This is a genomic window from Acidovorax sp. MR-S7, from assembly GCF_000400995.2.
Taxonomy (GTDB): Bacteria; Pseudomonadota; Gammaproteobacteria; order Burkholderiales; family Burkholderiaceae_C; genus MR-S7.
In genome coordinates this window covers 82,254-106,008 of record NZ_DF238913.1, presented here as the reverse complement: position 1 = coordinate 106,008, position 23,755 = coordinate 82,254, and the positions used below count along the sequence as shown (strand labels likewise).

The 23,755-nt window shown below is 70.2% G+C and carries 23 protein-coding genes and 1 pseudogene; 15 read left to right on the top strand and 9 right to left on the bottom strand.

What is annotated here, in order from left to right; all coding sequences use genetic code 11:
* Window positions 1-19: 19 nt before the first annotated feature.
* From AVS7_RS09260 to AVS7_RS09250, 3 genes are read right to left on the bottom strand one after another with little or no spacing between them, the layout of a single operon-like run.
* Entirely contained in the window at window positions 20-820 is an 801-nt protein-coding gene (locus tag AVS7_RS09260; protein WP_020228172.1) for an SDR family NAD(P)-dependent oxidoreductase, read from the bottom strand.
* Window positions 821-845: 25 nt separating this feature from the next.
* The gene (locus AVS7_RS09255) at window positions 846-2,402 is read right to left on the bottom strand and encodes a class I adenylate-forming enzyme family protein (RefSeq protein ID WP_034690469.1); all 1,557 of its coding nucleotides are present in this window, start codon (window positions 2,400-2,402) and stop codon (window positions 846-848) included.
* A gap of 5 nt (window positions 2,403-2,407) precedes the next feature.
* Window positions 2,408-3,400 carry a tripartite tricarboxylate transporter substrate binding protein gene (locus AVS7_RS09250; protein WP_034690427.1) on the bottom strand — a complete coding sequence of 331 codons (993 nt, stop codon included), beginning with the start codon at window positions 3,398-3,400 and terminating at the stop codon, window positions 2,408-2,410.
* 90 nt (window positions 3,401-3,490) lie between these two features.
* Between AVS7_RS09250 and AVS7_RS09245 the strand changes: the two genes are divergently transcribed.
* Complete coding sequence (locus AVS7_RS09245) at window positions 3,491-4,513, top strand: LacI family DNA-binding transcriptional regulator (protein WP_034690424.1); 1,023 nt, start codon at window positions 3,491-3,493, stop codon at window positions 4,511-4,513.
* Window positions 4,514-4,604: 91 nt separating this feature from the next.
* Here AVS7_RS09245 and AVS7_RS09240 read toward each other — a convergent pair whose 3' ends face one another.
* Both AVS7_RS09240 and AVS7_RS09235 read right to left on the bottom strand, forming a co-directional pair.
* Window positions 4,605-5,639, bottom strand: a complete 1,035-nt coding sequence (locus AVS7_RS09240) for a DUF72 domain-containing protein (RefSeq protein WP_020228168.1) — start codon at window positions 5,637-5,639, stop codon at window positions 4,605-4,607.
* Complete coding sequence (locus AVS7_RS09235; protein ID WP_020228167.1) at window positions 5,640-6,044, bottom strand: hypothetical protein; 405 nt, start codon at window positions 6,042-6,044, stop codon at window positions 5,640-5,642.
* Window positions 6,045-6,125: 81 nt separating this feature from the next.
* Between AVS7_RS09235 and AVS7_RS09230 the strand changes: the two genes are divergently transcribed.
* The 3 genes and pseudogenes from AVS7_RS09230 to AVS7_RS25130 form a co-directional block, all read left to right on the top strand.
* Window positions 6,126-8,504 (top strand): Tex family protein, encoded by a 2,379-nt coding sequence (locus AVS7_RS09230; RefSeq protein WP_020228166.1) that lies wholly within the window; start codon window positions 6,126-6,128, stop codon window positions 8,502-8,504.
* Window positions 8,505-8,590: 86 nt separating this feature from the next.
* On the top strand, window positions 8,591-9,415 hold the full coding sequence (locus AVS7_RS09225; protein WP_024001236.1) for an HDOD domain-containing protein: 825 nt from the start codon (window positions 8,591-8,593) through the stop codon (window positions 9,413-9,415).
* Between the two features lie 27 nt (window positions 9,416-9,442).
* Window positions 9,443-9,604 (top strand): annotated as a pseudogene (locus tag AVS7_RS25130) (phospholipase); the annotation flags it as partial.
* A 52-nt stretch (window positions 9,605-9,656) separates the two neighbouring features.
* Here the strand turns inward: AVS7_RS25130 and AVS7_RS09220 are convergent.
* Both AVS7_RS09220 and AVS7_RS09215 read right to left on the bottom strand, forming a co-directional pair.
* Window positions 9,657-10,289 carry a glutathione S-transferase gene (locus tag AVS7_RS09220; protein WP_020228164.1) on the bottom strand — a complete coding sequence of 211 codons (633 nt, stop codon included), beginning with the start codon at window positions 10,287-10,289 and terminating at the stop codon, window positions 9,657-9,659.
* Window positions 10,290-10,322: 33 nt separating this feature from the next.
* Window positions 10,323-11,459: an iron-containing alcohol dehydrogenase gene (locus AVS7_RS09215; protein ID WP_020228163.1), complete on the bottom strand. Its 1,137-nt coding sequence runs from the start codon at window positions 11,457-11,459 to the stop codon at window positions 10,323-10,325.
* A gap of 63 nt (window positions 11,460-11,522) precedes the next feature.
* Here AVS7_RS09215 and AVS7_RS09210 point away from each other — a divergent pair, with 63 nt between their 5' ends.
* The 3 genes from AVS7_RS09210 to AVS7_RS09200 all read left to right on the top strand — a co-directional run bounded on the left by AVS7_RS09210 (window position 11,523) and on the right by AVS7_RS09200 (window position 14,257).
* The gene (locus AVS7_RS09210; protein WP_020228162.1) at window positions 11,523-12,401 is read left to right on the top strand and encodes a 2-keto-4-pentenoate hydratase; all 879 of its coding nucleotides are present in this window, start codon (window positions 11,523-11,525) and stop codon (window positions 12,399-12,401) included.
* A 61-nt stretch (window positions 12,402-12,462) separates the two neighbouring features.
* A complete protein-coding gene (locus tag AVS7_RS09205; protein ID WP_020228161.1) occupies window positions 12,463-13,383 on the top strand; it encodes an alpha/beta hydrolase in 921 nt (306 codons plus the stop codon).
* A gap of 13 nt (window positions 13,384-13,396) precedes the next feature.
* Complete coding sequence (locus AVS7_RS09200; protein WP_020228160.1) at window positions 13,397-14,257, top strand: YbgC/FadM family acyl-CoA thioesterase; 861 nt, start codon at window positions 13,397-13,399, stop codon at window positions 14,255-14,257.
* A gap of 56 nt (window positions 14,258-14,313) precedes the next feature.
* Here the strand turns inward: AVS7_RS09200 and AVS7_RS09195 are convergent, their stop codons facing one another.
* On the bottom strand, window positions 14,314-15,219 hold the full coding sequence (locus AVS7_RS09195) for a folate-binding protein YgfZ (RefSeq protein WP_020228159.1): 906 nt from the start codon (window positions 15,217-15,219) through the stop codon (window positions 14,314-14,316).
* Window positions 15,220-15,231: 12 nt separating this feature from the next.
* Between AVS7_RS09195 and mltG the strand changes: the two genes are divergently transcribed.
* The 6 genes from mltG to AVS7_RS09165 are packed head-to-tail and all read left to right on the top strand — an operon-like array spanning window position 15,232 to window position 19,810.
* Window positions 15,232-16,254, top strand: coding sequence for an endolytic transglycosylase MltG (gene mltG, locus AVS7_RS09190; RefSeq protein WP_369799096.1), 1,023 nt, complete (start codon window positions 15,232-15,234; stop codon window positions 16,252-16,254).
* On the top strand, window positions 16,251-16,910 hold the full coding sequence (gene tmk, locus AVS7_RS09185; RefSeq protein ID WP_020228157.1) for a dTMP kinase: 660 nt from the start codon (window positions 16,251-16,253) through the stop codon (window positions 16,908-16,910). Before mltG ends, tmk begins: the two co-directional genes overlap by 4 nt.
* Entirely contained in the window at window positions 16,903-17,901 is a 999-nt protein-coding gene (locus AVS7_RS09180) for a DNA polymerase III subunit delta' (RefSeq protein WP_020228156.1), read from the top strand. Before tmk ends, AVS7_RS09180 begins: the two co-directional genes overlap by 8 nt.
* Window positions 17,902-17,917: 16 nt before the next feature.
* On the top strand, window positions 17,918-18,277 hold the full coding sequence (locus tag AVS7_RS09175) for a PilZ domain-containing protein (RefSeq protein WP_034690418.1): 360 nt from the start codon (window positions 17,918-17,920) through the stop codon (window positions 18,275-18,277).
* Between the two features lie 58 nt (window positions 18,278-18,335).
* Complete coding sequence (locus AVS7_RS09170) at window positions 18,336-19,142, top strand: TatD family hydrolase (RefSeq protein ID WP_020228154.1); 807 nt, start codon at window positions 18,336-18,338, stop codon at window positions 19,140-19,142.
* Window positions 19,139-19,810 carry an ankyrin repeat domain-containing protein gene (locus AVS7_RS09165; protein WP_020228153.1) on the top strand — a complete coding sequence of 224 codons (672 nt, stop codon included), beginning with the start codon at window positions 19,139-19,141 and terminating at the stop codon, window positions 19,808-19,810. The genes AVS7_RS09170 and AVS7_RS09165 overlap by 4 nt, the downstream gene beginning before the upstream one ends.
* A 108-nt stretch (window positions 19,811-19,918) precedes the next feature.
* Here the strand turns inward: AVS7_RS09165 and msbA are convergent, their stop codons facing one another.
* Window positions 19,919-21,706 carry a lipid A export permease/ATP-binding protein MsbA gene (msbA, locus tag AVS7_RS09160; protein ID WP_024001233.1) on the bottom strand — a complete coding sequence of 596 codons (1,788 nt, stop codon included), beginning with the start codon at window positions 21,704-21,706 and terminating at the stop codon, window positions 19,919-19,921.
* Between the two features lie 122 nt (window positions 21,707-21,828).
* Here msbA and tolB point away from each other — a divergent pair, with 122 nt between their 5' ends.
* Both tolB and pal read left to right on the top strand, forming a co-directional pair.
* Complete coding sequence (gene tolB, locus AVS7_RS09155) at window positions 21,829-23,151, top strand: Tol-Pal system beta propeller repeat protein TolB (protein ID WP_024001232.1); 1,323 nt, start codon at window positions 21,829-21,831, stop codon at window positions 23,149-23,151.
* A 43-nt stretch (window positions 23,152-23,194) separates the two neighbouring features.
* Window positions 23,195-23,743: a peptidoglycan-associated lipoprotein Pal gene (gene pal, locus AVS7_RS09150; protein WP_020228150.1), complete on the top strand. Its 549-nt coding sequence runs from the start codon at window positions 23,195-23,197 to the stop codon at window positions 23,741-23,743.
* The last annotated feature ends 12 nt before the right edge of the window (window positions 23,744-23,755 follow it).

The following is a 23,755-nucleotide window of genomic DNA, read 5'->3' as shown; positions in this document are numbered from 1 at the left end:
CCTTCAGGGGTGCGCTGCCTCAGTGCGGCAGGGCGCAGGTGATGCCGCCATCGACGGGCATCACCACGCCGGTGACGTATCGGGATTCGTCCGAGGCGAAGAACAGCGCCGCGTTGGCGATGTCCCAGACGTCGCCCATGCGCTTCATCGGCACCGCCTGCGAGCGCGAGGCGCGCATCTTCTCCACGTCGCCGCCGAACACCGGCAGGATGGTCTGGTAGATGCGCGGGGAGTCGATCAGGCCCGGCATGATGCAGTTGCAGCGGATGCCCTCGGCCGCGTGCTGCACCGCGACCATGCGCGTGAGCTGGTTCAGCGCGGCCTTCGACGATTGGTAGGACAGCATGGCATGCCCCGTCCAGCCGACGGCGGCGATGGAGGAGACATGGACGATGGCGCCGCTGCCCTGGCGCTGCATGTGCGGGATCACCGCCTTGCACGCGAGGAAGGCGCCCCGGGCGTTGACGGCATAGACGCGGTCCCAGCTCTCCTCGCTGGAGTCCGGCGCGCCTCCGCGCACGCTGATGCCGGCGTTGTTGTGCAGTACGTCGATGCGCCCGTAGGTCCCGAGCGCCAGCGCCACCGCATGCTCCAGCTGCCCGAAGCTGGCGACGTCGGCGCGCACGTGCACCGCCTGGCCTCCTTCGCGGCGCACCAGCTCCGCGGTGTGCGCGGCGGATTCCTCCTCGATGTCGGCGCACACCACGCGGGCGCCTTCGCGCGCGAAGGTGACGGCGGCCGCATTGCCGTTGCCCCAGCCTTCGCCGATGCAGCCTGCGCCCAGCACCAGTGCCGTCTTGCCTTGGAGTCGGTCTGCCATGGATGTCTCCTTTTGGGGCCTGCGCTCAGACGCGCCGGCTGTGTCCTGCCCAGTAGCGCTCGCGGATCTCCCGCTTCAGCACCTTGCCCACCGTGCTGCGCGGCAGCTGCGGCCACACCTCGATGGACTTCGGCGCCTTCATGCTACCCAGGCGGTCGCGGCAGTAGGCGAGGGCGGCGCGCTCGTCCCACGGCACGCCGGGCTTGAGCTCGACCACGGCCTTCACGGCCTCGCCCCAGTGGCTGTCGGGCACGCCGACCACCGCGCAGTCGTTGACGGCCGGGTGCGCCCACAGCACCTGTTCGACCTCGCTCGGCGAGATGTTGAAGCCGCCGGAGACGATCAGGTCCTTCATGCGGTCGACGATGTAGAAGTAGCCGTCTTCGTCGCAATAGCCCACGTCGCCTGTGTGCAGCCAGCCGTAGCGCAGGGTCTCGGCGGTCTTTTCCGGGTCCTGGTAGTAGCCCTTCATGACGAGGTCGCCCTGCACGACGAGCTCTCCCCGCTCGCCGGGCGGCAGCAGCCGGCCCTCGGCATCCATGACACCCACGCGCACGAAGGGCGAGGCGCGCCCGCAACTGGACAGTCGGTGCGCCAGGGCCGGGTCGGCGAGGGTGCGCGCATGGTCGTCCGCGGTCATGACGGTGCAGACGAAGGGCGCCTCCGCCTGGCCGTAGGCCTGCACCATGACCGGGCCGAACACCTCCAGCGCCTCGCGCAGCTTGTCCACCGACATCGGAGCGGCCGAATAGACGAAATAGCGCAGCGAGCGGTAGTCGCCCCGGCGCACGTCCGGGTGCGCGAGCAGCTTGTAGATCACCGTGGGCGGCAGGAAGACCTGGGTGACCCGGTAGCGCCCGATCGCCTCGATGATGGCTGCGGGCTCGGCGCTCGGCAGGATGACGTTCGCCCCCCCGTAGCCGCAGGTGGCGAAGCACAGCGAGCCCGCCGCGTGCGTGAGTGGTGCCACCACCAGGTGCACGGGCCGCTCCTGCACCGGCATGGCGGCGTACCAGTTGGCATACATCGCCAGGTAGTTGCGGTGGCTGATCAGCACGCCCTTGGGCAGGCCCGTGGTGCCCCCCGTGCCACGGATGGCGACGACGTCGTCGGTCTGGTCGCCGCTGCGGCAGGGCTCGGCGGACTGCGCGTCCGCCCAGGCCTGCAGGCCGGGCACGTCCGGCAGGTCGGCGTCGATGCAGACGATGCCCTTGAGCTCCGGCATGGCTTCGCGCAGCAGCGGCAGCTGCGCCGCGAACTGGCTGTGCACGAAGAGAAATTCGCAGCCGCCGCGCACCAGGATGTTTGCGTTCTCCTCCGGTGCATTGCGCGCGTTCACGGGCAGCCAGATGCCGCTGGAGCGCACGATGCCCAGGATGGCGGCGAACGTCAGCACGTGGTTGGCGCTGAGCAGGCCGACCTTGCTGCCCTGCGCCACCCCGCTGGCCTGCAGGCCGTTGGCGATGCGGTGCGACATGTCCTGCACCTGCGCGTAGCTCAAGGTGCGGCCTCCGGGCTCGATCAGGCAGGGATGGTGGGCGCCATAGGTGGCACCGCGGTCGAACAGGTCGATCAGCTGCATGTCCTTCACTCCGCCTTGGCGCCGCTGGCGCGAACGACCTGCAGGTAGCGCTGCCGCTCCGCCGCGATGGTGCGGCCCCATTCGGCCTCGCCCATGAAATCGGCATCCATGCCTATGCCTTTGGTGAACTCGCGGTAGCCGTCGCTGCGGGCCTCCTCGCCCAGCGCGCCGGAGAGCTTGCGCACGATGTCGCGCGGGGTGTTCGCGGGCGCGAGGAAGAAGGTGCTGGCCACCCACTCGAAGTCCGGCACGCCGGCCTCGGCCACGGTGGGCACGTCGGGGAACGACGCGGACCGGCTGGATCCGCTGACGGCCAGCACGCGGATCTTGTCGGCCGCCAGCAGGGGCTTGGCCGTGGCGATGGCGATGAAGGAGAAGTCCACCTCGCCGGAGGCCGTGGCCACCGCCGCCGGCACCTGCGCCTTGTAGGGCACGTGCATCAGCTGCGTGTTCGACAGGGTGCCCAGCTGCGCGCCGGACAGGTGCTGCGAGCTGCCGTTGCCGCCGGAGGCATAGGTCAGCTTGCCGGGGTTGGCCCTGGCGAATTCCACCAGCTCCTTCACGCCGTGGAACCGCGAATTGGCGGGCACGCACAGCAGCAGCTGCACGCCGCCCACCTTGGCCACGGGCACGAAGCTGTCGAGCGGGTGGTAGGGCAGCCTGGACACCATGGCTTCGTTGGTGAAGAAGCCGGTGGAGGTGATGAGGAAGGTGTAGCCGTCGGGCGCGGCGCGGGCCACGTACTCGGTGCCGATGATGCTGTTGGCGCCCACCTTGTGTTCCATCACCGTGGGCACCTTCCAGCGCTCGGAGAGCTGCTGGGCGATGTAGCGCGAGGATGCATCGGTCGCCGTTCCCGGCGCATAGGGCTGCACGAAGGTGATGCTGCGCTCGGGCCACTGCGCTGCGTGCGCCGGCAGGCCAGCCGGCAGGGCCAGAGCCGCCAGGGTTTTGAGCACGGCGCGTCGCCGATAGGGGGGCAGGTTGTCTCGCGTCATGGTGTTTTGTGAAAGCGTTTTCATACAATGCATCCTATGAATGCAATGCTGGAACGGCAATCCTGTGGAACGTTTTCATCCGCGTAAACCATGACTGAACGGGTATCGATCAGAGATGTCGCCGCGGCGGCGGAGGTGTCCATCGGCACCGTCTCCCGCGTGCTCAACGGCAGCGGCTATGCGAGCCAGGCCGTGCGCCAGCGCGTGCAGCAGGCCATCGCCCGGCTGGGCTACGAGCCGGACTTCACCGCCCGCCACCTGCGCACGGGGCACAGCCGCACCATCGGCTACCTGCTGCCCAACATCGCCAATCCGTTCCTGGCGATCCACCTGTCCGAGGTGGAGAAGCTGGCGCAGGGCGCGGGCTATTCGCTGTTCATCGGCAGCTCGGAGCGGCCGGCGCGCGACAAGGAGCTGGTCGCCTTCTTCGAGAACCGGCGGCTGGAGGGCATCATCGCCTCGCCTTCGAGCGAATACGATGACCCGGAGGCATCGCCCTTCGGCAAGACGCGCCTGCCCACGGTGATCGTCGACCGTGACCTGGGGCCCGGCTTCGACAGCGTGCTGGTGGACCACTGCCAGGGCATGTTCAAGGTGATGGAATACCTGCTGGCCCTGGGGCACCGCCGCGTGGCGCTGTTCGCCTCGGGGCCGCGGCTGCGCCCGGGCCGCGAGAAGGTGCGCGGCTACCGGGCTGCGCTGGAGGCGGCGGGGCTGGCGTTCGACGAGCGCCTGGTGCACCTGTCCGAATCGTGGCTGGATTCGTCGCGCGAGCCCATGCAGCGCATGCTGCGGCTCGACGCGCCTCCCACGGCCATCATCGCGGTCGGCACCCAGTTGCTGTCGGGCGCCGTGCACGTGGTGCGCGAATCGGGCATGGACATCCCGCGCGACATGTCCGTGGTCGGCATCGGCACGCTGGAGACGCTGGAGCTGATGTATCCGCCCGTCACCGCACTGCGCTACAACTTCCACCAGAGCGCCAGTGCCACGGTGCAACTGATCCTGCAGCGCATCGAGAAGCTGGCGCCTGCGCACCCGCAGACGGTGGTCATCCAGTCGGATCTGATTCTGGGCGCGTCGTGCGGCGCCGCGCCGTCCACACGGGGCTGATATTCAAAAAAGAGAGCTGGCTGCGCTTTACTGCAAAGGGTTTGCGATGGGTAGCCATGTGAAACTACCAGCCAGAAAGCGCAGACAGCTATTATTTCGATAGCTGCGCCATGTGCTCCGCCAGCGTATGGATCGTGAGCGGCGCGCAGCCTTCGGCGTGGTTGCTGGTGGTCACGAAGGCGTTCTGGCCCCGCCCGCAGATACCGGCCAGCGTGCGCGCGAGCAGCGCGTGCTCGTCGGGCGCGGGGTGGTGGATGCGGTCGTAGGGGGCGTAGAGCTTTTGCGCATCCTCGTACCCGTGCGGGCCGTGCACCGGGTGCAGGTTCCAGCGGCACACGAGCGGGCCGGGCCAGAGCATGCGCAGCAGAGGCAGCTGGTCGGCCAGCGGCGGCATGCGTGCGTGCATGCCCAGGCAATAGGTGGCGCCGGTACTCTTGAGCACGTCGGCGAAATGGGGCAGATGCTCGGGCGCGAGCCATTCGGGGTCGCGCACCTCCACTGCCAGCACCGCATCGGGTGGGTTCAGTGGCGGCTGCGCCTGCAGCATGGCGCGCAGGCGCTCCAGCACCTGGGGCAGGCGGTCCAGCATCGTCCACGGCAGCGGGCTCAGCTGGAACACCAGCGCGCCGGTGAGCGCATCCAGCCCTTCGAGCGCGGGCAGGACGAACTCCTGCGCGGCGAGCTGCGGGTTCAGGAATGCGGGGTTGGGCTCGCGCCCGCGCCCGTCCTCGCTGCGCACGAGCGCGTCGGTCACCAGGCTCGGCGCCTTGACGACGAATCGGAAGTGGCCCGGCACCTGCGCGGCATAGCGCGCGTAGTCGCTCGCCGTGAGCGGGCGATAGAAGCTGCGGTCGATGCTCACGGTGCGAAACAGCGGGTGCTGGGCATAGACGCACAGGCCCTTCTTGGCCAGCGTCTGCTCGGAATGCGCGCCTTCCCACACCAGGCCCTGCCAGCCGGGGTAGCTCCACGACGAGGTGCCCAGGCGGAGCAGGGGCGGCAGCCGCGCCGCGAGTGCGCGCAGATCGTCGCCCCAGGCGGCGGGATGCACGCCGGTGCGGCGCTCCGGGGTCTTTTCGGGCGGCGGTGGGGGTGGCGGCGGGCCGCCGAACAGGTCGTCTTGCACCTACAGGCCCTCGAACAGCCCGCCTTCGTCGAGCAGGTCCCAGGCGATCTGCGGGCGCTGCTCCATGCTCCTGCGGATGGCGGCGGGGATGGCCTGGCGCGTCTTGCGGCACAGGCCCGGCTGCTCGTGCACGAGGATGGTGATGCCGCGCAGGCTGCGCACCTCGTTGGGGCTGGTGCCGATGGTCAGGCGCACGCCGAGCTGCTCGAACAAGCGCTGTTCCATGCGGCGCAGGTCTTCCAGGCTGGCTAGGTTCTCCAGCCGCTGCACCAGGCGTTTCTCTTCCTCGCGCGTCAGGCGCAGGATGCGCACGTCGCCTCCGGGCGCCTGCATGAGCGCCTCGCGCTCGCAGACGCAGGCGCCGGGCGGGCATTCGGTGCGGAGGGGGAAGGGCAGGGCGGACATGGGAACCGCCGATTCTAGGGAGAAGCCCTGTGGCAAACTCCCGCGCTTCGCGTTTTCCCGAGACTTCGTTTCCCCAGGCACATGCAGCACATCGTTCGGCAGTTGGCCGCAGAAATCAAGATCACCGAAACCCAGGTCCGTGCAGCCGTGGAGCTGCTGGACGGCGGGGCCACCGTGCCCTTCATCGCGCGCTACCGCAAGGAGGCCACGGGCGGCCTGGACGACGTGCAGCTGCGCGAGCTGGAGGCGCGCCTGTCCTACCTGCGCGAGCTGGAAGACCGCCGCGCCGCCGTGCTCAAGGCCATTGACGAGCAGGGCAAGCTGACCGATGCCCTGCGCGCGCAGATCGCCGCCGCGCCGACCAAGCAGGAGCTGGAGGACATCTACCTGCCCTTCAAGCAGAAGCGCCGCACCAAGGGCCAGATCGCCCGCGAATTCGGCATCGAGCCGCTGGCCGACAAGCTGTTCGCCGATCCCACGCTCGACCCGCACGCGGAAGCCCAGGCGTTCTGCCAGCCCGCGACCCTGCTCGACGACGGCAAGCCCGGCCCTGATTTCTCGACCACCTTCGCGGTGCTGGACGGCGTGCGCGACATCCTCTCCGAGCGCTGGGCCGAGGACGCGCCTCTCGTGCAGTCGCTGCGCGAATGGCTCTGGGCCGAGGGGCTCTTGCGCTCCAAGAAGGTGGATGGCAAGAACGAGAACGATCCCGAGGTTGCCAAGTTCCGCGACTATTTCGACTACGACGAGCCCATCGGCCGCGTGCCCTCGCACCGGGCGCTGGCGGTGTTCCGCGGCCGTGCGCTGGAAATCCTCGAAGCCAAGCTGGTGCTTCCCGTCGAGCCCGAACCGGGCCAGCCGAGCCTCGCCGAAGGCAAGATCGCCCTGCACCTGGGCTGGAGTCACGCGGGCCGCAAGAGCGACGACCTGATCCGCAAATGCGTGGCGTGGACGTGGCGCGTGAAGCTGTCCCTGTCCACCGAGCGCGACCTGTTCTCTCGCCTGCGCGAGGAGGCCGAGAAGGTGGCCATCAAGGTCTTCGCCGACAACCTGCGCGACCTGCTGCTGGCCGCACCCGCCGGCCCGCGCGCGGTGATGGGGCTGGACCCCGGCATCCGCACCGGCGTGAAGGTCGCGGTGTGCGATGCCACGGGCAAGCTGGTGGAGACGGCCACGGTCTACCCGCACGAGCCACGCCGCGACTGGGACGGCAGCCTGGCCACGCTGGGGCGCCTGTGCATGAAACACGGCGTGCAGCTCATCGCCATCGGCAACGGCACGGCCAGCCGCGAGACGGACAAGCTCGCCGCCGAGCTCATCAAATTGATGCAAAAACAGGCTCCAGCGCTTGCTGGACAAGCGCTAGCAGCTATCGAAAAGGTAGTGGTGAGCGAGGCCGGCGCCTCGGTCTACAGCGCCAGCGAATACGCATCGCAGGAGATGCCCGACGTGGACGTGAGCCTGCGCGGCGCCGCCAGCATCGCGCGGCGGCTGCAGGACCCGCTGGCCGAGCTGGTGAAGATCGAGCCCAAGAGCATCGGCGTGGGCCAGTACCAGCACGACGTGAACCAGAGCGAGCTGGCGCGCACGCTCGATGCCGTGGTCGAGGACTGCGTGAACTCCGTGGGCGTGGACTTGAACACCGCCAGCGCGCCGCTGCTCTCGCGCGTGTCGGGCCTCTCGGGCAGCGTTGCCAAGGCCGTGGTGCGCTGGCGCGAGGCCCACGGCGCGTTCAAGAGCCGCCGGCAGCTCATGGAGGTGAGCGGCCTGGGCGCCAAGACCTTCGAGCAGTCGGCGGGCTTCTTGCGCATTCGCGGCGGCGACAACCCGCTGGACATGACCGGCGTGCACCCCGAGACGTATCCGGTGGTGGAGCGCATCATCGAGAAGACCGGCAAGCCCGTGGCCGAGCTGATGGGCCGCGCCGACATGCTCAAGGCCCTCAAGCCCGAGCTGTTCACGAGTGACCGGTTCGGCGCCATCACCGTGAAGGACATCCTGTCCGAGCTGGAAAAGCCCGGCCGCGACCCGCGCCCGGACTTCAAGGTGGCGCGCTTCAACGAGGGCGTGGAGGAAATCTCCGACCTCAAGGAAGGCATGGTGCTGGAGGGCACGGTGAGCAACGTGGCCCAGTTCGGCGCCTTCGTGGACCTGGGTGTGCACCAGGACGGGCTGGTGCACGTGAGCCAGCTCGCGCACAAGTTCGTGAACGATGCGCGCGAGGTGGTCAAGACCGGCGACATCGTGAAGGTGAAGGTGCTGGAGGTGGACGTTGCACGTGGGCGCATCAGCCTGACCATGAAGCTGGACGCCGCGCCTGCCCGCCGCGACGGCCCGCGCGAGAACCGCTTCGAAGGGGCAGGGCGCGGGTATGCCCAGCCGCAGCGCCGCGGCAGCGAGCCGGCGCCGCAGTCGGCCATGGCGTCCGCGTTCGCCAAGTTGCAACAAGCCAAGCGTTAGGGCGACTTATTCAGCGTCGCCTTGGGTAAACAACCGTAAAAGTTGCATGGATAATGGTCGGACCTTCTGTTCTGGCCATCCCATCCATGGAGTTGAACGCATTGCTGGCGCAGCCCTTCGTGCTGCCCAGCCTGCCCCGCGCGGTAGCGCTGCTGATGAATGAACTGGGCGCCGCAGAACCCAATTTGCGGCGCCTGAACCAGCTCTTCGGCTCCGACCCGGCCTTGGCCGCACGCCTGCTGGAGGAGGCCAACTCGCCCGCGTTCGCTGCCCAGCGCCAGATCGTGGGCATTCCCGAGGCGCTGGCCCTGCTGGGCGTGGCGCAGCTGCGCTCGCTGGTGTCCAGCGCGCCGCTGGGCACCACCTCGCGCTCGGTGCCCGGCGTGAACCTGCAGCACTTCTGGCGCTACAGCCTCAACACGGCCAAGCTCGCGCGCTCGTTCGCCGGACTGGTGCACCACAACCAGATCGCCGCCTACACGGCCGGGCTGCTGCACGGCGTGGGCGAGCTGGCGCTGCACTTGGCCGACCCGGCGCGCATGCACTCCGTCAACACCCTGGTGGCGCCTTTAGACCCGCGCCGCGCCAAGCTGGAGCAGCACCTGTTCGGCTACAGCTACGCGCAGGTCAGCGCGGGCCTGGCCTGGCGCTGGCAACTGCCGGAGGTGGTGGTGGACGCGCTGCGCCATCACGGCGCGCCGTTCGACAACGAGGTGTACGAACCCCTGGCCGGCGTGCTGCACCTGGCCGCCTGGCGCGCACGCGCCCGCGAGGCGGGGCTGGGCCAGCGCGAACTGGCCGTCTCCTTCCCAGGCGAGGTGGGCGTGGCCCTGGGGCTGGACATCGACATGGTGCTGCAGCAGGACCCGATCGACTGGACCGTGCGCCCCGATGCGGGTGACTACGTCTGAGAACGCGTCCTGACCCGGAAGCTGACGTTGAACGCGCTGCGCATCTACGCCGGGCCGGTGGCGCGCCGTCACATCGAGCGCCAGGGCCTGTCGCCGGCCGACGTGTCCGTGGTGCCGGCCGCGGCGGGCGGCCCCAAGGGGCTGGTGCTCGGCCCGCTGGATCGCTTCCTGTTTGGCCAACGAATGGCAGGCCTGGCTGGAGCGGCCCGACCCGGGCCAGGTCTTGCCGATCTAGCCGCCCTCAGGCGGGCGCGCGGTACGTGCCCTCGCCATGCGGCGCGGCCTGGAACTCGGGCAAGGCCTCGGCACGCGTGGAAAGCGCCGCCAGCGCCGGGTGGCGCTGCGCGTCCACCATGCCTGGCAGCAGGGCCTGGGTGAAGTGCCAGGCCACGGCGGCGCTCACGCCCGCGCGGCCCACGGTGCCGCGCTCCATGGGAGGAGGGCGGCGCGCCACCTCCTGCTCCAGGGCTGCGTACGCGGCACGCAGCTGCACCGCCACGCGGTCCAGCCAGGGGGCGTGCTGTTTCCCGGCGGGGCGCAGCTGCTGCTCGTACACGATCTGCACGCTCTTTTCGCAGGCCGCGAGCGCCAGGCCGTCGATGCGCAGCGCCTGCTGCAGCTCCGGCAGGGCTTCGGGCAGCAGGCGCCGGCCTGCGAGGGCCTGGGCGTATTCCAGGATCAGCGTGGAGTCCATGAGCACACCGCCGTCGTCGCACACCAGCGTGGGAGCCTTCACGACAGGGTTGATGGACTGGAACTGGTCGAAGGTGCGAAAGACCGACAGGGGGTTGTGCTCGAACCGGAGCCCCAGCAGCTGCAGCGCGATCGCCACGCGGCGCACATAGGGAGAGTCGAGCATGCCGATGAGTTGCATGGCGCGTGTCCTCGAGATGGATGGCAGCGCAGCTTACATCGACGCTTCGAGCATGGCCTCGTAGTCCTGGACGCTGGCCTCGCGCGGGTTGGTCTTGTGGCAATGGTCGGCCAGTGCGCCCTCGATGATCTTGGGGAACCAATCGCGCTGCACGCCCATCGCGGCCAGTCCGGTGGGCAGGCCCAGGCGCGCGCTCATGTCGTGGATGGCATCGGGAATATCGCTCGCCTGGTCCAGGCCCATGGCGTGGGCCATGCGCTCAAGGCGGCGTTCCTTTCGCACCGATTCGGCCTGCGCGTTGAAGCGCACCACGGCCGGCAGGAACACGGCGTTGAGCGTGCCGTGGTGCAGGCGCGGGTTCAGCCCGCCCAGGCTGTGGCTCAGGGAGTGCACGCAGCCCAGCCCCTTCTGGAAGGCCATGGCGCCCTGCATGCTGGCGCTCATCATGGCCTGGCGCGCCTCGCGGTCGCTGCCGTCTCGCGTGGCGGCCTCGATGTGGCGCCAGCCGCGCTCCAGGCCGTCCAGCGCGATGCCGTCGGCGGGCGGGTTGAAGGCGGCCGACATGAAGGTCTCCATGCAGTGCGCGATGGCGTCCATGCCCGTGGCGGCCGTGAGCTGCGGCGGCAGGCCCAGCGTCAGGCCGGGGTCGCAGATCGCGGCCTTGGGCACCAGGTGCCAGGAGTGGAAGCCCAGCTTGCGGTGGTCGTCCACGATGATGATGGCGCCGCGCGCCACCTCGCTACCCGTGCCGCTCGTGGTGGGCACGGCGATGAGCGGCGCCGCGCGTTCGGTGATCTTCGGCGAGCCGCCTTCGATGGTGGCATAGGTCTTGAGCGGACCCTCGTGCGTGGCGGCGATGGCGATGCCCTTGGCGCAGTCGATGGCGCTGCCGCCGCCCACGGCGATCAGGCCGTCGCAACCCTGGGCACGGTAGACCTCCGCGGCCGCGCGCACGGCGGCTTCGGTGGGGTTGGGTGGCGTCTGGTCGAACACGGCCACGGGCAGCCCGGCCAGGGCGTCCAGCGCCTGCTGCAGCACGCCGGCGGCCTTGACGCCCGGGTCGGTGACGACCAGCGGGCGCGTGATGCCGATGCGCTCGCATTCCTGGCGCAGCAGCCGGACGGCGCCGAATTCAAATTGGATCTGGGTGACGTAGTAAATGAAAGCCATGGTGCGCGGGGAGGAAAAGTGCCATTACGATCAGCCCGCAACACTAACAGGATGGAGACACGCATGACCATGAAACAAACCCTCGCAGTGCTCACCGTATGGGGCATGGGCGTCGCCGCGGCGACAGGCGCGCAGGCCGCGTGCCTGGACGACGCGCAGGCCGGCGCGCTCGCGCAGCACTACGCGGCCAAGACACCTGCGCCCAACTTCCCCGCGCTGTCCGACGAGGACGGCGCCTGCACGCGCGCCAAGTTCAACGTGCTGCTGGCCACGCGCCTGGGCAAGGTGGTGGGCTACAAGGCGGGCCTCACGAACCCGGCCGTGCAGAAGCGCTTCAACACCGACAAGCCCGTGTGGGGCAAGCTCTACGAGGGCATGGTGCAGCCCGGCGGCTTCACGGTGGAGGCCGCCTTCGGCGCGCGTCCCCTGTACGAGGCCGACATGCTGGTGCGCGTCAAAAGCGCCGCCGTCAACCACGCGCGCACGCCGGCCGAGGTGCTGGAGCACATCGACCAGGTCATCCCCTTCATCGAGCTGCCCGACCTCATCGTGCAGGCGCCGCCGCAGCTCAACGGCGCGGGCGTGGCCGCCATCAACGTGGGCGCGCGGCTGGGCGTGGCCGGCCAGCCCGTCGCGGTGCCGCTCACGCGCGGCGAACGCTACCGCCTGCTCGACGCGCTGGAGCGCATGGAGGTGCAGCTCACCAACAACAACGGCGAGCTGCTGGCCAGCGGCAAGGGCAGCGACATCCTCGGCCATCCGCTCAACGCCGTGGTGTGGATCGCCCAGGCGCTGCAGAAGGAAAACATCACGCTGCAGCCGGGCGACCTGGTCAGCCTGGGCTCGTTCTCCCCGCTGCTGCCGCCGCGCCCCGGCCTGGACGTCACCGCCACCTACCAGGGCCTGCCGGGCGCGCAGCCCGTGCAGGTGCGTTTCAAGTGAACCCGGGAACCCCGCATTGAAGACGACCGCCCCTCTCCACCATGCGCGGCTCACGCCGCAGATGCGCAGCGTCATCGACCGCATGGCGCGCGCCGGCCGCCCCCCGCTGCACTCCCTGGCTCCCGCCCAGGCCCGCGCGGCCTACGAGGCGGGCGCGGGCGTGCTCGAAATCCCCAAGGCCGAGCTGCCGCGCGTGGAAGACCTGCGCATTCCCGCGCGCGACGGCGCGCCGCTGCCCGCGCGCCTGTACGCGCCCGTGCCGGACGCCGGCCTGCCGCTGCTGCTGTACCTGCACGGCGGTGGCTTCACCATCGGCAGCGTGGCCACGCACGACGTGCTGTGCCGCGAGCTGGCGCGCCTGGCGGGCTGCATGGTGGTGTCGCTGGACTACCGGCTCGCGCCGGAGCACCGCTTTCCCACCGCGAGCAACGACGCCTGGGACGCGCTCGCCTGGCTGGCCGGCCATGCCGGCGCGCTGGGCGCCGACGCGGCGCGCCTGGCCGTGGGCGGCGACAGCGCGGGCGGCACCCTGGCCGCCGTGAACGCCATCCTGGCGCGCGACGCGGGCCTGCCGCTGGCATTGCAGCTCCTGATCTATCCCGGCACCACGGCCCACCAGGACACGCCCTCGCATGCGCGCTTCGCCCAGGGGCCGGTGCTGGACGAGCCCGCCATCACCTGGTTCTTCGAGAACTACGTGGCCAGCCGCGCAGAGCGCGAGGACTGGCGCTTCGCCCCGCTGCTGGCGCCCGACGTGGACGGCGTGGCCCCCGCCTGGATCGGCCTGGCCGAATGTGATCCGCTGGTGGACGAGGGCATCGACTACGCCGACAAGCTGCGCGCCGCCGGCGTGCCGGTGGAGCTGGAAATCTACCGCGGCGTGACCCACGAATTCATCAAGATGGGCCGCGCCATCCCCGAGGCGCGGCAAGCCCACCAGCACGCCGCGCAGGCCCTGCGTGCCGCTTTCCGACAGGACTGAACACTCTTCTCTCATGCAACGCCAAGACTTCCGCTGCTTCCACCGCCTGCGCGTGCGCTGGGCCGAGGTGGACATCCAGAAAATCGTCTTCAACGCCCACTACCTTACCTATGCCGACTGCGCCATGACCGAATACTGGCGCGCGCTGGCCTTGCCCTACGAGGCCAGCATGCACGCGCTGGGCGGCGAGATCTACCTGAAGAAGGCCAGCGTCGAATACCACGCCTCCGCCCGCCTGGACGACCTGCTCGATATCGGCATGCGCTGTGCGCGCGTGGGCACCACCTCCCTGTTGTTCGAGTGCGGCGTGTTCGCGGGCGACCGGCTGCTGGTGTCCGTCGAACTCGTCTACGTCTTCGCCGACCCGGCCACGCAAACCAAACGCGCCGTGCCGCCTCAGCTCCGCGCCGTGATCGAGCACTACGAGGCCGGCGGCGAAGTGGTGGAGCTGCGCGTGGGCGACTGGACCACGCTGGGCCGCGACGCCGCCCGGCTGCGCACGGCGGTGTTCGTGCAGGAGCAGGGCATCGCCCCGGAGCTGGAGCTCGACGCGCTGGACGCCACGGCCGTCCACGCCGTGGCCTACAACCGCCTGGGCCTGCCCGTGTCCACCGGCCGGCTGCTGCAGCCCGCGCCCGGCGAAGGGCGCATCGGCCGCATGGCGGTGGACCGCGTGGTGCGCGGCCAGCGCTGGGGCCGCATGGTGCTCGACGCGCTGGTACAGGCAGCCCGGGCGCGCGGCGACGCGCTGGTCACGCTGCACGCGCAAAGCAGCGCCGAAGGCTTCTACCGCCGCGCGGGGTTCGAAACGGAGGGCGCGCCGTACGAGGAAGCGGGCATTGCCCATGTCACCATGCGCAAGGCCTTGCCGTAGCTTCTGTTTTGATAGCTTCCAGCGCTTGTCTGTCAAGCGCTGGAGCCCGTTTTCATTCAAATATCTTCGAGCAGCGCGTAGGGTAGCGGCAGCAGCGCGAGCGCGTGTCCGCCGGCCTGCAGCGCGCCGCCCGCTGCCGCGATCTGCAGCGACACCAGCGCGTCCGTGCCGCCGCCCGGCGCGCCGGCGGCCTGCACCACGGTGCCTACGGGCTGCTCGGCATCGCCCTGCGCGAACACCTCGGCGCCCGCCGCCACGTCGCCGCCCAGGTGGGCCACGTAGGTCCGGCGCTTGAGCGTGCCGCGGAACTGGCTGCGCGCCACGACCTCCTGGCCGGGGTAGCAGCCCTTCTTGAAGTTCACGCCGCCGACGGATTCGTAGTTCAGCATCTGCGGCACGAAGGCCTCCACGACCGGGGCGGTGAGCGTGGCGACGCCGCTGCGCACCTCGCTCCACAGCCACAGGTCCTCGCCCAGCGGCGCGCCCTGCGGCGCCGGGCTGCCCGCAGGCGCCACCCACAGCGCGCGCGGCTGGCCGTCGGCAGGGTAGAGCTGCACCACGGTGGCGTCCCCCACATCCGCACGGCTCCAGGGCTCGCCGCCCGGCGGCAGCACGGCGCGCGCCGCGTCGCCCGCCAGGCCGCAGAGCCGGAAGTCGGCCGTGGCGTCCGTCAGCTTGGCCCTGGAGCGCAGCACGAACATGGACAGCCGCTTGAGCGTGGGCGCCAGCAGGTCGCGCGCGCAGATGAGCAGCACCTCGGCCGGGCCGCGCTTGAAGCCGATGAAGCTGGCCTGCATGCGGCCCTTGGGGCTGAGGTAGGCGGACAGGCGGGCATGCTGCATGCCCAGCAGCGCGAAATCCTGGGTGAGCTGGCCGTGCAGGAAGGCCGCCGCATCGTCGCCGGCCACGCGGATCACGCCCAGGTGGGTCAAGGGGGCGATGCCATTCAAGGGGTAGGTCATTGCTGAATTATCATGCCCGGCTCCATTCATAAAGACAGCAGGGTTGTGCGCCGTTTCTTCGTTCTGGTGTTGTTGATCGTGATCGCCGCGGGCGCTGCAGCGGCCTGGTGGCTGCAGGCGCCGCTGCCCGTGCGCGCGGGACCGGCGCTGGAGCTGGAGATCGAGCCCGGCACCACGCCGCGCGGCGTGGCCCGCGCGGTGGTGCAGGCGGGCGTGCAGACCGATGCGCGCCTGCTGTTCCTCTGGTTTCGCCTCTCGGGCAAGGACCGGGAGATCAAGGCCGGCAACTACGAGATCCCGCCGGGCACCTCGCCCTATGGGCTGCTGCAGAAACTCGTGCGCGGCGAGGAACTGCTGCGCGCCGTGACCCTGGTCGAAGGCTGGACCTTCCGCCAGGTGCGCGCCGCGCTCGCGCGCGCCGAGAACCTGAAGCCCGACACCCAGGGCCAGAGCGACGAGGCCGTCATGGCCGCGCTGGGCCGTGCGGGCGTGCCGGCCGAGGGCCGCTTCTTCCCCGACACCTACACCTACGCCAAGGGCAGCAGCGACCTGGCCGTGCTGCGCCGCGCGCTGCACGCCATGGACCGGCGCCTGGAGGCCGCGTGGTCGCAGCGCGCGGGCGACACGCCGCTCAAGACCGCCGACGAGGCGCTGATCCTCGCCAGCATCGTCGAGAAGGAAACCGGCCGCGCCGAAGACCGCGCCGAGATCGCGGGCGTGTTCACCAACCGCCTGCGCGTGGGCATGCTGCTGCAGACCGATCCCACGGTGATCTACGGCCTGGGCGAGAAGTTCGACGGCAACCTGCGCCGCCGCGACCTGACCGCCGACACGCCCTGGAACACCTACACCCGCGCGGGCCTGCCGCCCACGCCCATCGCCATGCCGGGCAAGGCGGCATTGCTGGCGGCCGTGCAGCCCGCGCCCACCAAAGCGCTGTATTTCGTGGCGCGCGGCGACGGCACCAGCCACTTCAGCAGCACGCTGGATGAGCACAACCGTGCCGTCAACCGTTATCAACGAGGGCAGAAATGACGTCGGGCCTGTTCATCACCTTCGAGGGCATCGACGGCGCGGGCAAGTCCTCCCACATCGGAGAACTCGCCCAGGTCTTGCGCGATGCGGGCCGCACCGTCACCGTGACGCGCGAGCCCGGCGGCACGCCGCTGGCCGAAAAGCTGCGCGAACTGCTGCTGCACGACGCCATGGACCCGCTGACCGAGACGCTGCTGGTCTTCGCCGCGCGGCGCGACCACCTGCGCTGCGTGATCGAACCGGCGCTGGCGCGCGGCGAGGCGGTACTGTGCGACCGCTTCACCGACGCCACCTTCGCCTACCAGGGCGCGGGGCGCGGCTTCGACCTGCGGGTGCTATCGGAGATGGAGCGGCTTGCGCAGACAGGGCTTGGCCCGCGGGCCGATGCGATGCGCAACCCCGACCTGACGCTGTGGTTCGACGTGGCGCCCGAAGTGGCGGCCGAGCGCCTGGCTGCCGCGCGCGCGCCCGACCGTTTCGAGGCCCAGCCCGTGGAGTTCTTTGCGCGCGTGGCGCAGGGCTACGCCGACCGCGCCGCCGGTGCGCCCGGCCGCTTCGCGCGCATCGACGCCGCCCGGCCGCGCGACCAGGTGGCCGCGCAGATGCTCGCGGCCGTCGCCGCGCGCGGCTGGCTGCCGGGAGTGGCGCATGGGTGAGGCGGTGGCTCCCTGGATCGCAGCGCAGCGCCAGGCGCTGCTGGCCCAGCGCGGCCATGCGTGGCTGCTGCACGGCCCTTCGGGCCTGGGCCAGTACGCGCTGGCGCTGGAGCTGGTACGCGCCTGGCTGTGCGACGCGCCCACCGGGCACGGCGCTTGCGGCCAGTGCGCGAGCTGCCACGGCGTGGACGTGCGCACCCATGCCGACCTGTGCGTGCTGATGCCCGAGACGCAGATGCTGGCCCTGGGCTGGCCCCTGCCCGAGAAGGCGCAGGGCGAGATCGACGACAAGAAGCGCAAGCCCAGCCGCGAGATCCGCGTGGAGGCCATGCGCGATGCGGTGGAGTTCGCCCAGCGCACCAGTGCGCGCGGGCGCGGCAAGGCGGTGCTGGTCTACCCGGCCGAGCAGATGAACCACGTGACGGCCAATGCGCTGCTCAAGACATTGGAGGAGCCGCCCGGTGACGTACGCTTCGTGCTCGCCACCGAGGCTGCACACGAACTGCTGCCCACCATCCGCAGCCGCTGCCTGGGCCACACCATGCTCTGGCCCCAGGCGCAGGACATGCAGGCGTGGCTGGCGGGGCAGGGCGTGGCGCAGGACGCGGCCGACGCCTTCCTGCGCGCGGCAGGCGGGCGGCCCGACGACGCGCTGGCCCTGGCCCGCTCCGGCCGCAGCCCGCAGGCCTGGGCGCTGATTCCCAAGGCCGTGGCGCGCGGCAACGTGTCCGCCTTGGCCGACCTCGATCTGCCGCAGGCCGTCGATGCGCTGCAAAAGCTCTGCCACGACCTGCTGGCGCTGCGCGTGGGCGCCGCGCCGCGCTACTTCGCGCAGGCCGACCTGCCCGCCCCGCCGGGCGTGGGGCCGCTCACGCGCTGGGCGCGGCTGCTCGCCAAGGAGGCGCGCACCGCCGAGCACCCGTTCAACGCCGGCCTGATGCTGGAGTCGCTTGTGGCGCAGGCGCGCCAGACACTACACTCGCGCCATTGACCTCCATCCACGCCCCATGAGCAGTCCCTCCACAGCGCCGCGCCCGAGCGTCATGCAGCTCAACATCAAGGAGAAGGCAGCGCTCTATGCGGCCTACATCCCCTTCTTCGAGGACGGCGGCATCTTCATCCCCACCCCGCGCGAGTACAAGCTGGGCGACGACGTGTACGTGCTGCTCACGCTGCCCGACGACCCGCAGCGCTACCCCGTGGCCGGCCGCGTGGCCTGGGTGACGCCGGCGCGCGCGGCGGGCAACCGCACGCAGGGCGTGGGCATCCAGTTTCCCAAGGACGACAAGTCGCGCCAGCTCAAGCTCAAGATCGAGGAAATCCTGGGCACCAGCCTGGCCTCGGACCGGCCCACGCAGACCATCTGACAGCACTCCCCCGCACCATGCCGACCGCGCGCCGGTCGGCATTTGTTTTTTCACCGCCATGTTCGTCGATTCCCACTGCCACCTGAACTTTCCCGAGCTGGTCAGCCAGCTGCCCCAGATCCGTCAGGCCATGCAGGAGGCGCAGGTGGACCGGGCCCTGTGCATCTGCACCACGATGGAGGAATTCCCCGCCGTGCACGGCCTGGCCACGGGCTACGACAACTTCTGGGCCACCGTGGGCGTGCACCCGGACAACGAGGGCGTGACCGAGCCCGGCGTGCAGGACCTGGTGGAGCGCGCCGCGCTGCCGCGCGTGGTGGCCATCGGCGAGACAGGGCTGGACTACTACGGCATGGAAGACCGCAAGGGCGGGCGCAGCGTGGCCGACCTGGAGTGGCAGCGCGAGCGCTTCCGCACCCACATCCGCGCGGCCCGTGCCACCGCCAAGCCGCTGGTGATCCACACGCGCAGCGCGTCGGCAGACACGCTCGCCATCCTGCGCGAGGAGGGCGAGGACGGCCCGGGCAACCGCGCCGGGGGCGTGTTCCACTGCTTCACCGAAACCGCCCAGGTGGCGCGCGCGGCGCTGGAGCTGGGCTACTACATCTCGTTCTCCGGCATCGTCACCTTCAAGAACGCGCAGGACCTGCGCAACGTGGCCGCCTTCGTGCCCCTGGACCGCCTGCTCATCGAGACCGACAGCCCCTACCTCGCCCCTGTGCCGTACCGGGGCAAGACCAACAATCCGTCTTACGTGCCTTACGTGGCGCGGCAGATCGCCGAGGTCCGGGGGCTGTCCGTCGAGGAAGTGGCCGCCGCCACCAGCCGCAACTTCGAGCGACTCTTCCTGAAGGAGCCCGCATGACCCGCCGCCGCACCACGCTCGCATGGCTGGCCCTGGCGGCCGTGGCCGGAGCGGCCCGCGCCGGCGCCTATGAAGACTTCTTCCGCGCGGTCGAGCTCGACAACGGCGTGGCCATCACCGGGCTGCTGCGCCGCGGCTTCGACCCCAACGCACGCGACCCCAAGGGGGAGCCCGCGCTCATCGTGGCGCTGCGCGGCGAGTCGTACAAGGCCGCCATGGCGCTGATCGCGGCCAAGGGCCTGAAGCCGGAGGAGCGCAACGCCAAGGACGAGAGCCCGCTGATGATGGCGGCGCTGCGCGGCCACCTGGAGGCGGCCCGCGCGCTCATCGCGCGCGACGCCGACGTGAACAAGACCGGCTGGACGCCGCTGCACTACGCCGCCTCGTCCACCGCCGCGCAGGCGCCGGACATGGTGGCGCTGCTGCTGGAGCACCATGCCTACATCGACGCTGCCTCGCCCAACGGCACCACGCCGCTGATGATGGCCGTGCGCTACGGCACAGCGGACACCGCGCGGCGGCTGGTGGAGGAGGGGGCCGACCCCACGCTCAGGAACCAGCTCGGCCTGACGGCCACCGACTTCGCGCGGCAGGCCGACCGCGCCGACATGGTGGAGCTGATCGCCGAGGCCATGCGCAAGCGCCAGCCCAACCGCGGCAAGTGGTGATGCTTCCGATTCGATAGCTGCTTGCGCTTTCCAGCCAAGGGATTCAAGGCGATTTATCGCTGAATGCCTTGCTGGATGAGCGCAGCCAGCTATGGTTTTTGCATTGGCTCAGGCACCGCCGGAGCGCGCCTGCAGCCGCGCATACAGCCCGCCGGCGGCCACCAACTCGGCGTGCGTGCCTTGCTCGGCGATCTGCCCGCGCTCCATCACCACCACGCGGTCCGCGTGCTCGATGGTGGACAGCCGATGCGCGATGACCAGCGTGGTGCGCCCGCGCATCAGGCGCTGCAGGGCCTCCTGCACCAGCCGTTCGGATTCGGTGTCGAGCGCCGACGTGGCTTCGTCGAGGATCAGGATGGGCGCGTCCTTGTAGAGCGCCCGCGCGATCGCCAGCCGCTGGCGCTGCCCGCCCGAGAGCTGCGTGGCGTTGTGTCCCACGACGGTGTGGATGCCCTGGGGCAGGGCGGCCACGTGATCGGCCAGGTTCGCGGCGGCCAGGCACTCGCGCACGCGCTGCTCGTCGATGGCCGCGCCGGGCGCCGTGCCGAGAGCCACGTTGGCGGCGATGCTGGCGTTGAACATCACCACGTCCTGGCTCACCAGCGCGAACTGCGTGCGCAGCGCGCGCAGGTCCCAGTCCTGCACCGGCACGCCGTCCAGCAGCACCGCGCCGGCGCTGGGCGCGATGAAGCGCGGCAGCAGGTTCACCAGCGTGGTCTTGCCCGCGCCCGAGGGGCCAACCAGCGCCACCACCTCGCCGGGGCGGATGGCCAGGCTCACGCCGTTCAAGGCGGGCGCCTGCTCGGCGTTGAACGCCACGGACACGTTCTGCAGCGTGATCGCTCCTTCGGCGCGCGCGGCGCGGTGGCTGCCGCTGGATTCGGGCTCGGTCTCGCCCAGCAGCAGCAGGCCGCGCTCCAGCGCCGCAACGCCGCGCGTGATGGGGTTGGCCACGTCGGCCAGCCGGCGGATGGGCGCGATCAGCATCAGCATGGCGGCGATGAACGCGGCGAAGCCGCCCACCGTCACGTCCTGCGCGCCGGCGCCGCGGCTTTGCCACAGCGCGATGCAGATCACGGCCGACAGCGACACGGCGGCCAGCAGCTGCGTGGTGGGCGTCATCGCGGCCGAAGCGATGGTGGACTTGATCGCCAGGCGGCGCAGGCTCTGGCTCAGTGCGCCGAAGCGCCCGGCCTGGTCCTGCTGCGCGCCGTGCAGGCGCACCATGCGGTGGGCGAGCACGTTTTCCTCCACCACATAGGCCAGGTCGTCGGTGGCCTGCTGGCTGCTCTTGGTGATCTTGTAGAGCCGGCGCGAGAGTGTCTTCATGATCCAGGCCACGCCTGGCACCATCACCGCGACGATCAGTGTGAGCTGCCAGTTCAGGTAGAGCAGGTAGCCCAGCAGCGCCACCAGCGTGAAGCCGTCGCGCGACAGGCCCAGCAGCGCCTGCACCAGCGCGTTGAAGCCGTTCTGCACCTCGTAGACCACGGTGTTGGACAGCGTGCTGGCCGACTGCCGGCCGAACAGGGCCATGTCGGCCACCAGCAGCCGGTCGAAGAGGGCGGTGCGCAGGCGCAGCATGCCCTCGTTGGCGATGCGCGCCAGCGCGTACTGCCCGGTGAACTGCGCCAGCCCGCGCACGAAGAACACGCCGACGATGGCCAGGGGAACCATCCACAGGTCCAGCGATCCCTCGGTGAACCCCTGGTCCAGCAAGGGCTTGAGCAGCGCGGGAATCAACGGCTCGGTGACCGCCGCGACCAGCGTGGCGAGCACCGCCAGGCTCCATGCCAGCCGCTGGTGACCGAAATACACATGCAGGCGTCGCAGTCGTGTCAGCAGCGGAAGAGGCCGTGCGGCAGCCGCCGGCGCGCTATGATTCGGGTCTTGCATGAGGGGCGGATTCTACGTTTCGGTGGTGGCTGGCGTGCACAGTTTGTCACAGCGCACGCTACGTTATGTGTAACATGCGAGGCTCTGTTTGCCGGCATTTCACGGTTATTCGATGGTTGCCAATGTCTATTGACCGCTCCCCTTTCCCCCCTTCCTTTCCCGCGGCCCTGCCGCAGCCTTCCCGGCGCACTCTGGTCGCCGCGCTCGCATCCACTCCCGCATTGCCCGCCCTCGCGCAGTTCCGCGTCGAGATCACCGGCGTGGGCCTGACGCAGCTGCCCATCGCCCTGGCGCCGTTCCGCGGCGAGGCGCAGTCGCCGCAGAAAATCTCGGCCATCGTGCAGGCCGACCTGGAGCGCAGCGGGCGCTTCGTCGGCGTGGACGCATCGGGCGTGGCGCTGGACGAATCCTCGCGCCCCGACGTCGCCCTGTGGCGCCAGCGCAAGGCCGACGCGCTGGCCTCCGGCAGCGTCACGCGCATGGCCGACGGCCGCTTCGACGTGCGCTTTCGCCTGTGGGACGTGGTCAAGGCCCAGGACCTGGGCGGCCAGAGCTTCGTGGTCACGCAGGCCGACCTGCGCCTGGTGGCCCACCGCATCGCCGACTTCATCTACGAAAAGCTCACCGGCGAGCGCGGCATCTTCTCCACGCGCATCGCCTACGTCACCAAGGTCGGCGCGCGCTACAGCCTGTGGGTGGCCGACGCGGACGGCGAGAACGCGCAGTCGGCGCTCTCCAGCCCCGAGCCCATCATCTCGCCGGCCTGGTCGCCCTCGGGCGGGCAGCTGGCCTACGTGTCGTTCGAGTCGCGCAAGCCCGTGGTCTATGTGCACGACGTCTCCACCGGGCGCCGGCGCCTGATCGCCAATTTCCGCGGCTCCAACAGTGCGCCGGCCTGGTCGCCCGACGGCCGCACCCTGGCCGTCACGCTCAGCCGCGACGGCGGCTCGCAGCTCTACACCATCGACGCGAACGGCGGAGAGCCGCGCCGCCTCATGCAAAGCGGCGGCATCGATACCGAGCCGGTGTTCTCCGGCGACGGCCGGAGCATCTATTTCGTGAGCGACCGCGGCGGCTCGCCGCAGATCTACCGCGTGGCGGCCTCCGGCGGCGGCGCGGAGCGCGTCACCTTCAGCGGTTCCTACAACATCTCGCCCAGTATCAGCCCCGACGGTCAGTGGTTGGCCTACATCTCCCGCTCCGGCAACGCCTATAAGCTCCATGTGATGGACCTGAAATCGGGCACCGTGACCGCTCTCACGGACACCACCGCCGACGAGAACCCCAGCTTCGCGCCCAACAGCCGGCTCATCGTGTACGCCACGCAGCAGCAGGGCCGAGAGGCGCTCATGACCACCACGCTGGACGGCAAGATCAAGGCACGCCTGGCCGGGCAGGGCGGAGACATCCGCGAACCCGACTGGGGCCCGTTCCAGAAGCAGTGATCCCTATCCCAATACAAACAACCCGCTCTTCAGGAGAGTCACCATGAACCGCATCCATTTCAAGCGCGTATCGATCGCGCTCACCATCGCCGCCCTCATCGCCGGCTGCAGCTCCGGCGTGAAGCTGGACGACGTGCCCGTCGAGGACAAGGGCGCCACCTCCACGGTTCCTCCGGGCGGCGCCAATGCCGGCGGCACGAGCCAGAGCGGCGTGGCACCCGTGGACCTGAGCCAGTCGGCCGGCAACCAGGGCGGTCCCGTGGGTGTGGCGCGCATCGTGTACTTCGACTTCGACAGCTACAGCATCAAGCCCGAGTTCCAGTCGGTGATCGATGCACACGCGCGCTATGTCAAGGCCGCGCCCGGCCGCAAGGTGATGATCGAAGGCCACACCGACGAGCGCGGCGGCCGTGAATACAACCTGGCCCTGGGCCAGAAGCGCGCCGAGGCCGTGCGCCGCGCCATGGGCCTGCTGGGCGTGCCCGACAGCCAGATGGAAGCCGTCAGCTTCGGCAAGGAAAAGCCTGCGGCCCAAGGGCACGGTGAAGAGGCGCACGCGCAGAACCGCCGCGCCGAGCTGTCGTACCGCTGATAGGGGAGGCGC

Bases quoted from the DNA above. Each gene is read 5' to 3' on its own strand.
- AVS7_RS09175 (WP_034690418.1), top strand. From the start codon at position 17,918: ATGAGCAGTCCCTCCACAGCGCCGCGCCCGAGCGTCATGCAGCTCAAC.
- AVS7_RS09225 (WP_024001236.1), top strand. From the start codon at position 8,591: ATGGAGTTGAACGCATTGCTGGCGCAGCCCTTCGTGCTGCCCAGCCTG.
- AVS7_RS09260 (WP_020228172.1), bottom strand. From the start codon at position 820: ATGGCAGACCGACTCCAAGGCAAGACGGCACTGGTGCTGGGCGCAGGC.
- mltG (WP_369799096.1), top strand. From the start codon at position 15,232: ATGCCCGGCTCCATTCATAAAGACAGCAGGGTTGTGCGCCGTTTCTTC.
- AVS7_RS09195 (WP_020228159.1), bottom strand. From the start codon at position 15,219: ATGACCTACCCCTTGAATGGCATCGCCCCCTTGACCCACCTGGGCGTG.
- tmk (WP_020228157.1), top strand. From the start codon at position 16,251: ATGACGTCGGGCCTGTTCATCACCTTCGAGGGCATCGACGGCGCGGGC.
- AVS7_RS09165 (WP_020228153.1), top strand. From the start codon at position 19,139: ATGACCCGCCGCCGCACCACGCTCGCATGGCTGGCCCTGGCGGCCGTG.
- AVS7_RS09255 (WP_034690469.1), bottom strand. From the start codon at position 2,402: ATGCAGCTGATCGACCTGTTCGACCGCGGTGCCACCTATGGCGCCCAC.
- AVS7_RS09205 (WP_020228161.1), top strand. From the start codon at position 12,463: ATGCGCAGCGTCATCGACCGCATGGCGCGCGCCGGCCGCCCCCCGCTG.
- AVS7_RS09250 (WP_034690427.1), bottom strand. From the start codon at position 3,400: ATGACGCGAGACAACCTGCCCCCCTATCGGCGACGCGCCGTGCTCAAA.
- AVS7_RS09210 (WP_020228162.1), top strand. From the start codon at position 11,523: ATGACCATGAAACAAACCCTCGCAGTGCTCACCGTATGGGGCATGGGC.
- AVS7_RS09170 (WP_020228154.1), top strand. From the start codon at position 18,336: ATGTTCGTCGATTCCCACTGCCACCTGAACTTTCCCGAGCTGGTCAGC.
- pal (WP_020228150.1), top strand. From the start codon at position 23,195: ATGAACCGCATCCATTTCAAGCGCGTATCGATCGCGCTCACCATCGCC.
- AVS7_RS09245 (WP_034690424.1), top strand. From the start codon at position 3,491: ATGACTGAACGGGTATCGATCAGAGATGTCGCCGCGGCGGCGGAGGTG.
- AVS7_RS09230 (WP_020228166.1), top strand. From the start codon at position 6,126: ATGCAGCACATCGTTCGGCAGTTGGCCGCAGAAATCAAGATCACCGAA.
- tolB (WP_024001232.1), top strand. From the start codon at position 21,829: ATGTCTATTGACCGCTCCCCTTTCCCCCCTTCCTTTCCCGCGGCCCTG.
- AVS7_RS09220 (WP_020228164.1), bottom strand. From the start codon at position 10,289: ATGCAACTCATCGGCATGCTCGACTCTCCCTATGTGCGCCGCGTGGCG.
- AVS7_RS09215 (WP_020228163.1), bottom strand. From the start codon at position 11,459: ATGGCTTTCATTTACTACGTCACCCAGATCCAATTTGAATTCGGCGCC.
- AVS7_RS09235 (WP_020228167.1), bottom strand. From the start codon at position 6,044: ATGTCCGCCCTGCCCTTCCCCCTCCGCACCGAATGCCCGCCCGGCGCC.
- AVS7_RS09200 (WP_020228160.1), top strand. From the start codon at position 13,397: ATGCAACGCCAAGACTTCCGCTGCTTCCACCGCCTGCGCGTGCGCTGG.
- AVS7_RS09180 (WP_020228156.1), top strand. From the start codon at position 16,903: ATGGGTGAGGCGGTGGCTCCCTGGATCGCAGCGCAGCGCCAGGCGCTG.
- msbA (WP_024001233.1), bottom strand. From the start codon at position 21,706: ATGCAAGACCCGAATCATAGCGCGCCGGCGGCTGCCGCACGGCCTCTT.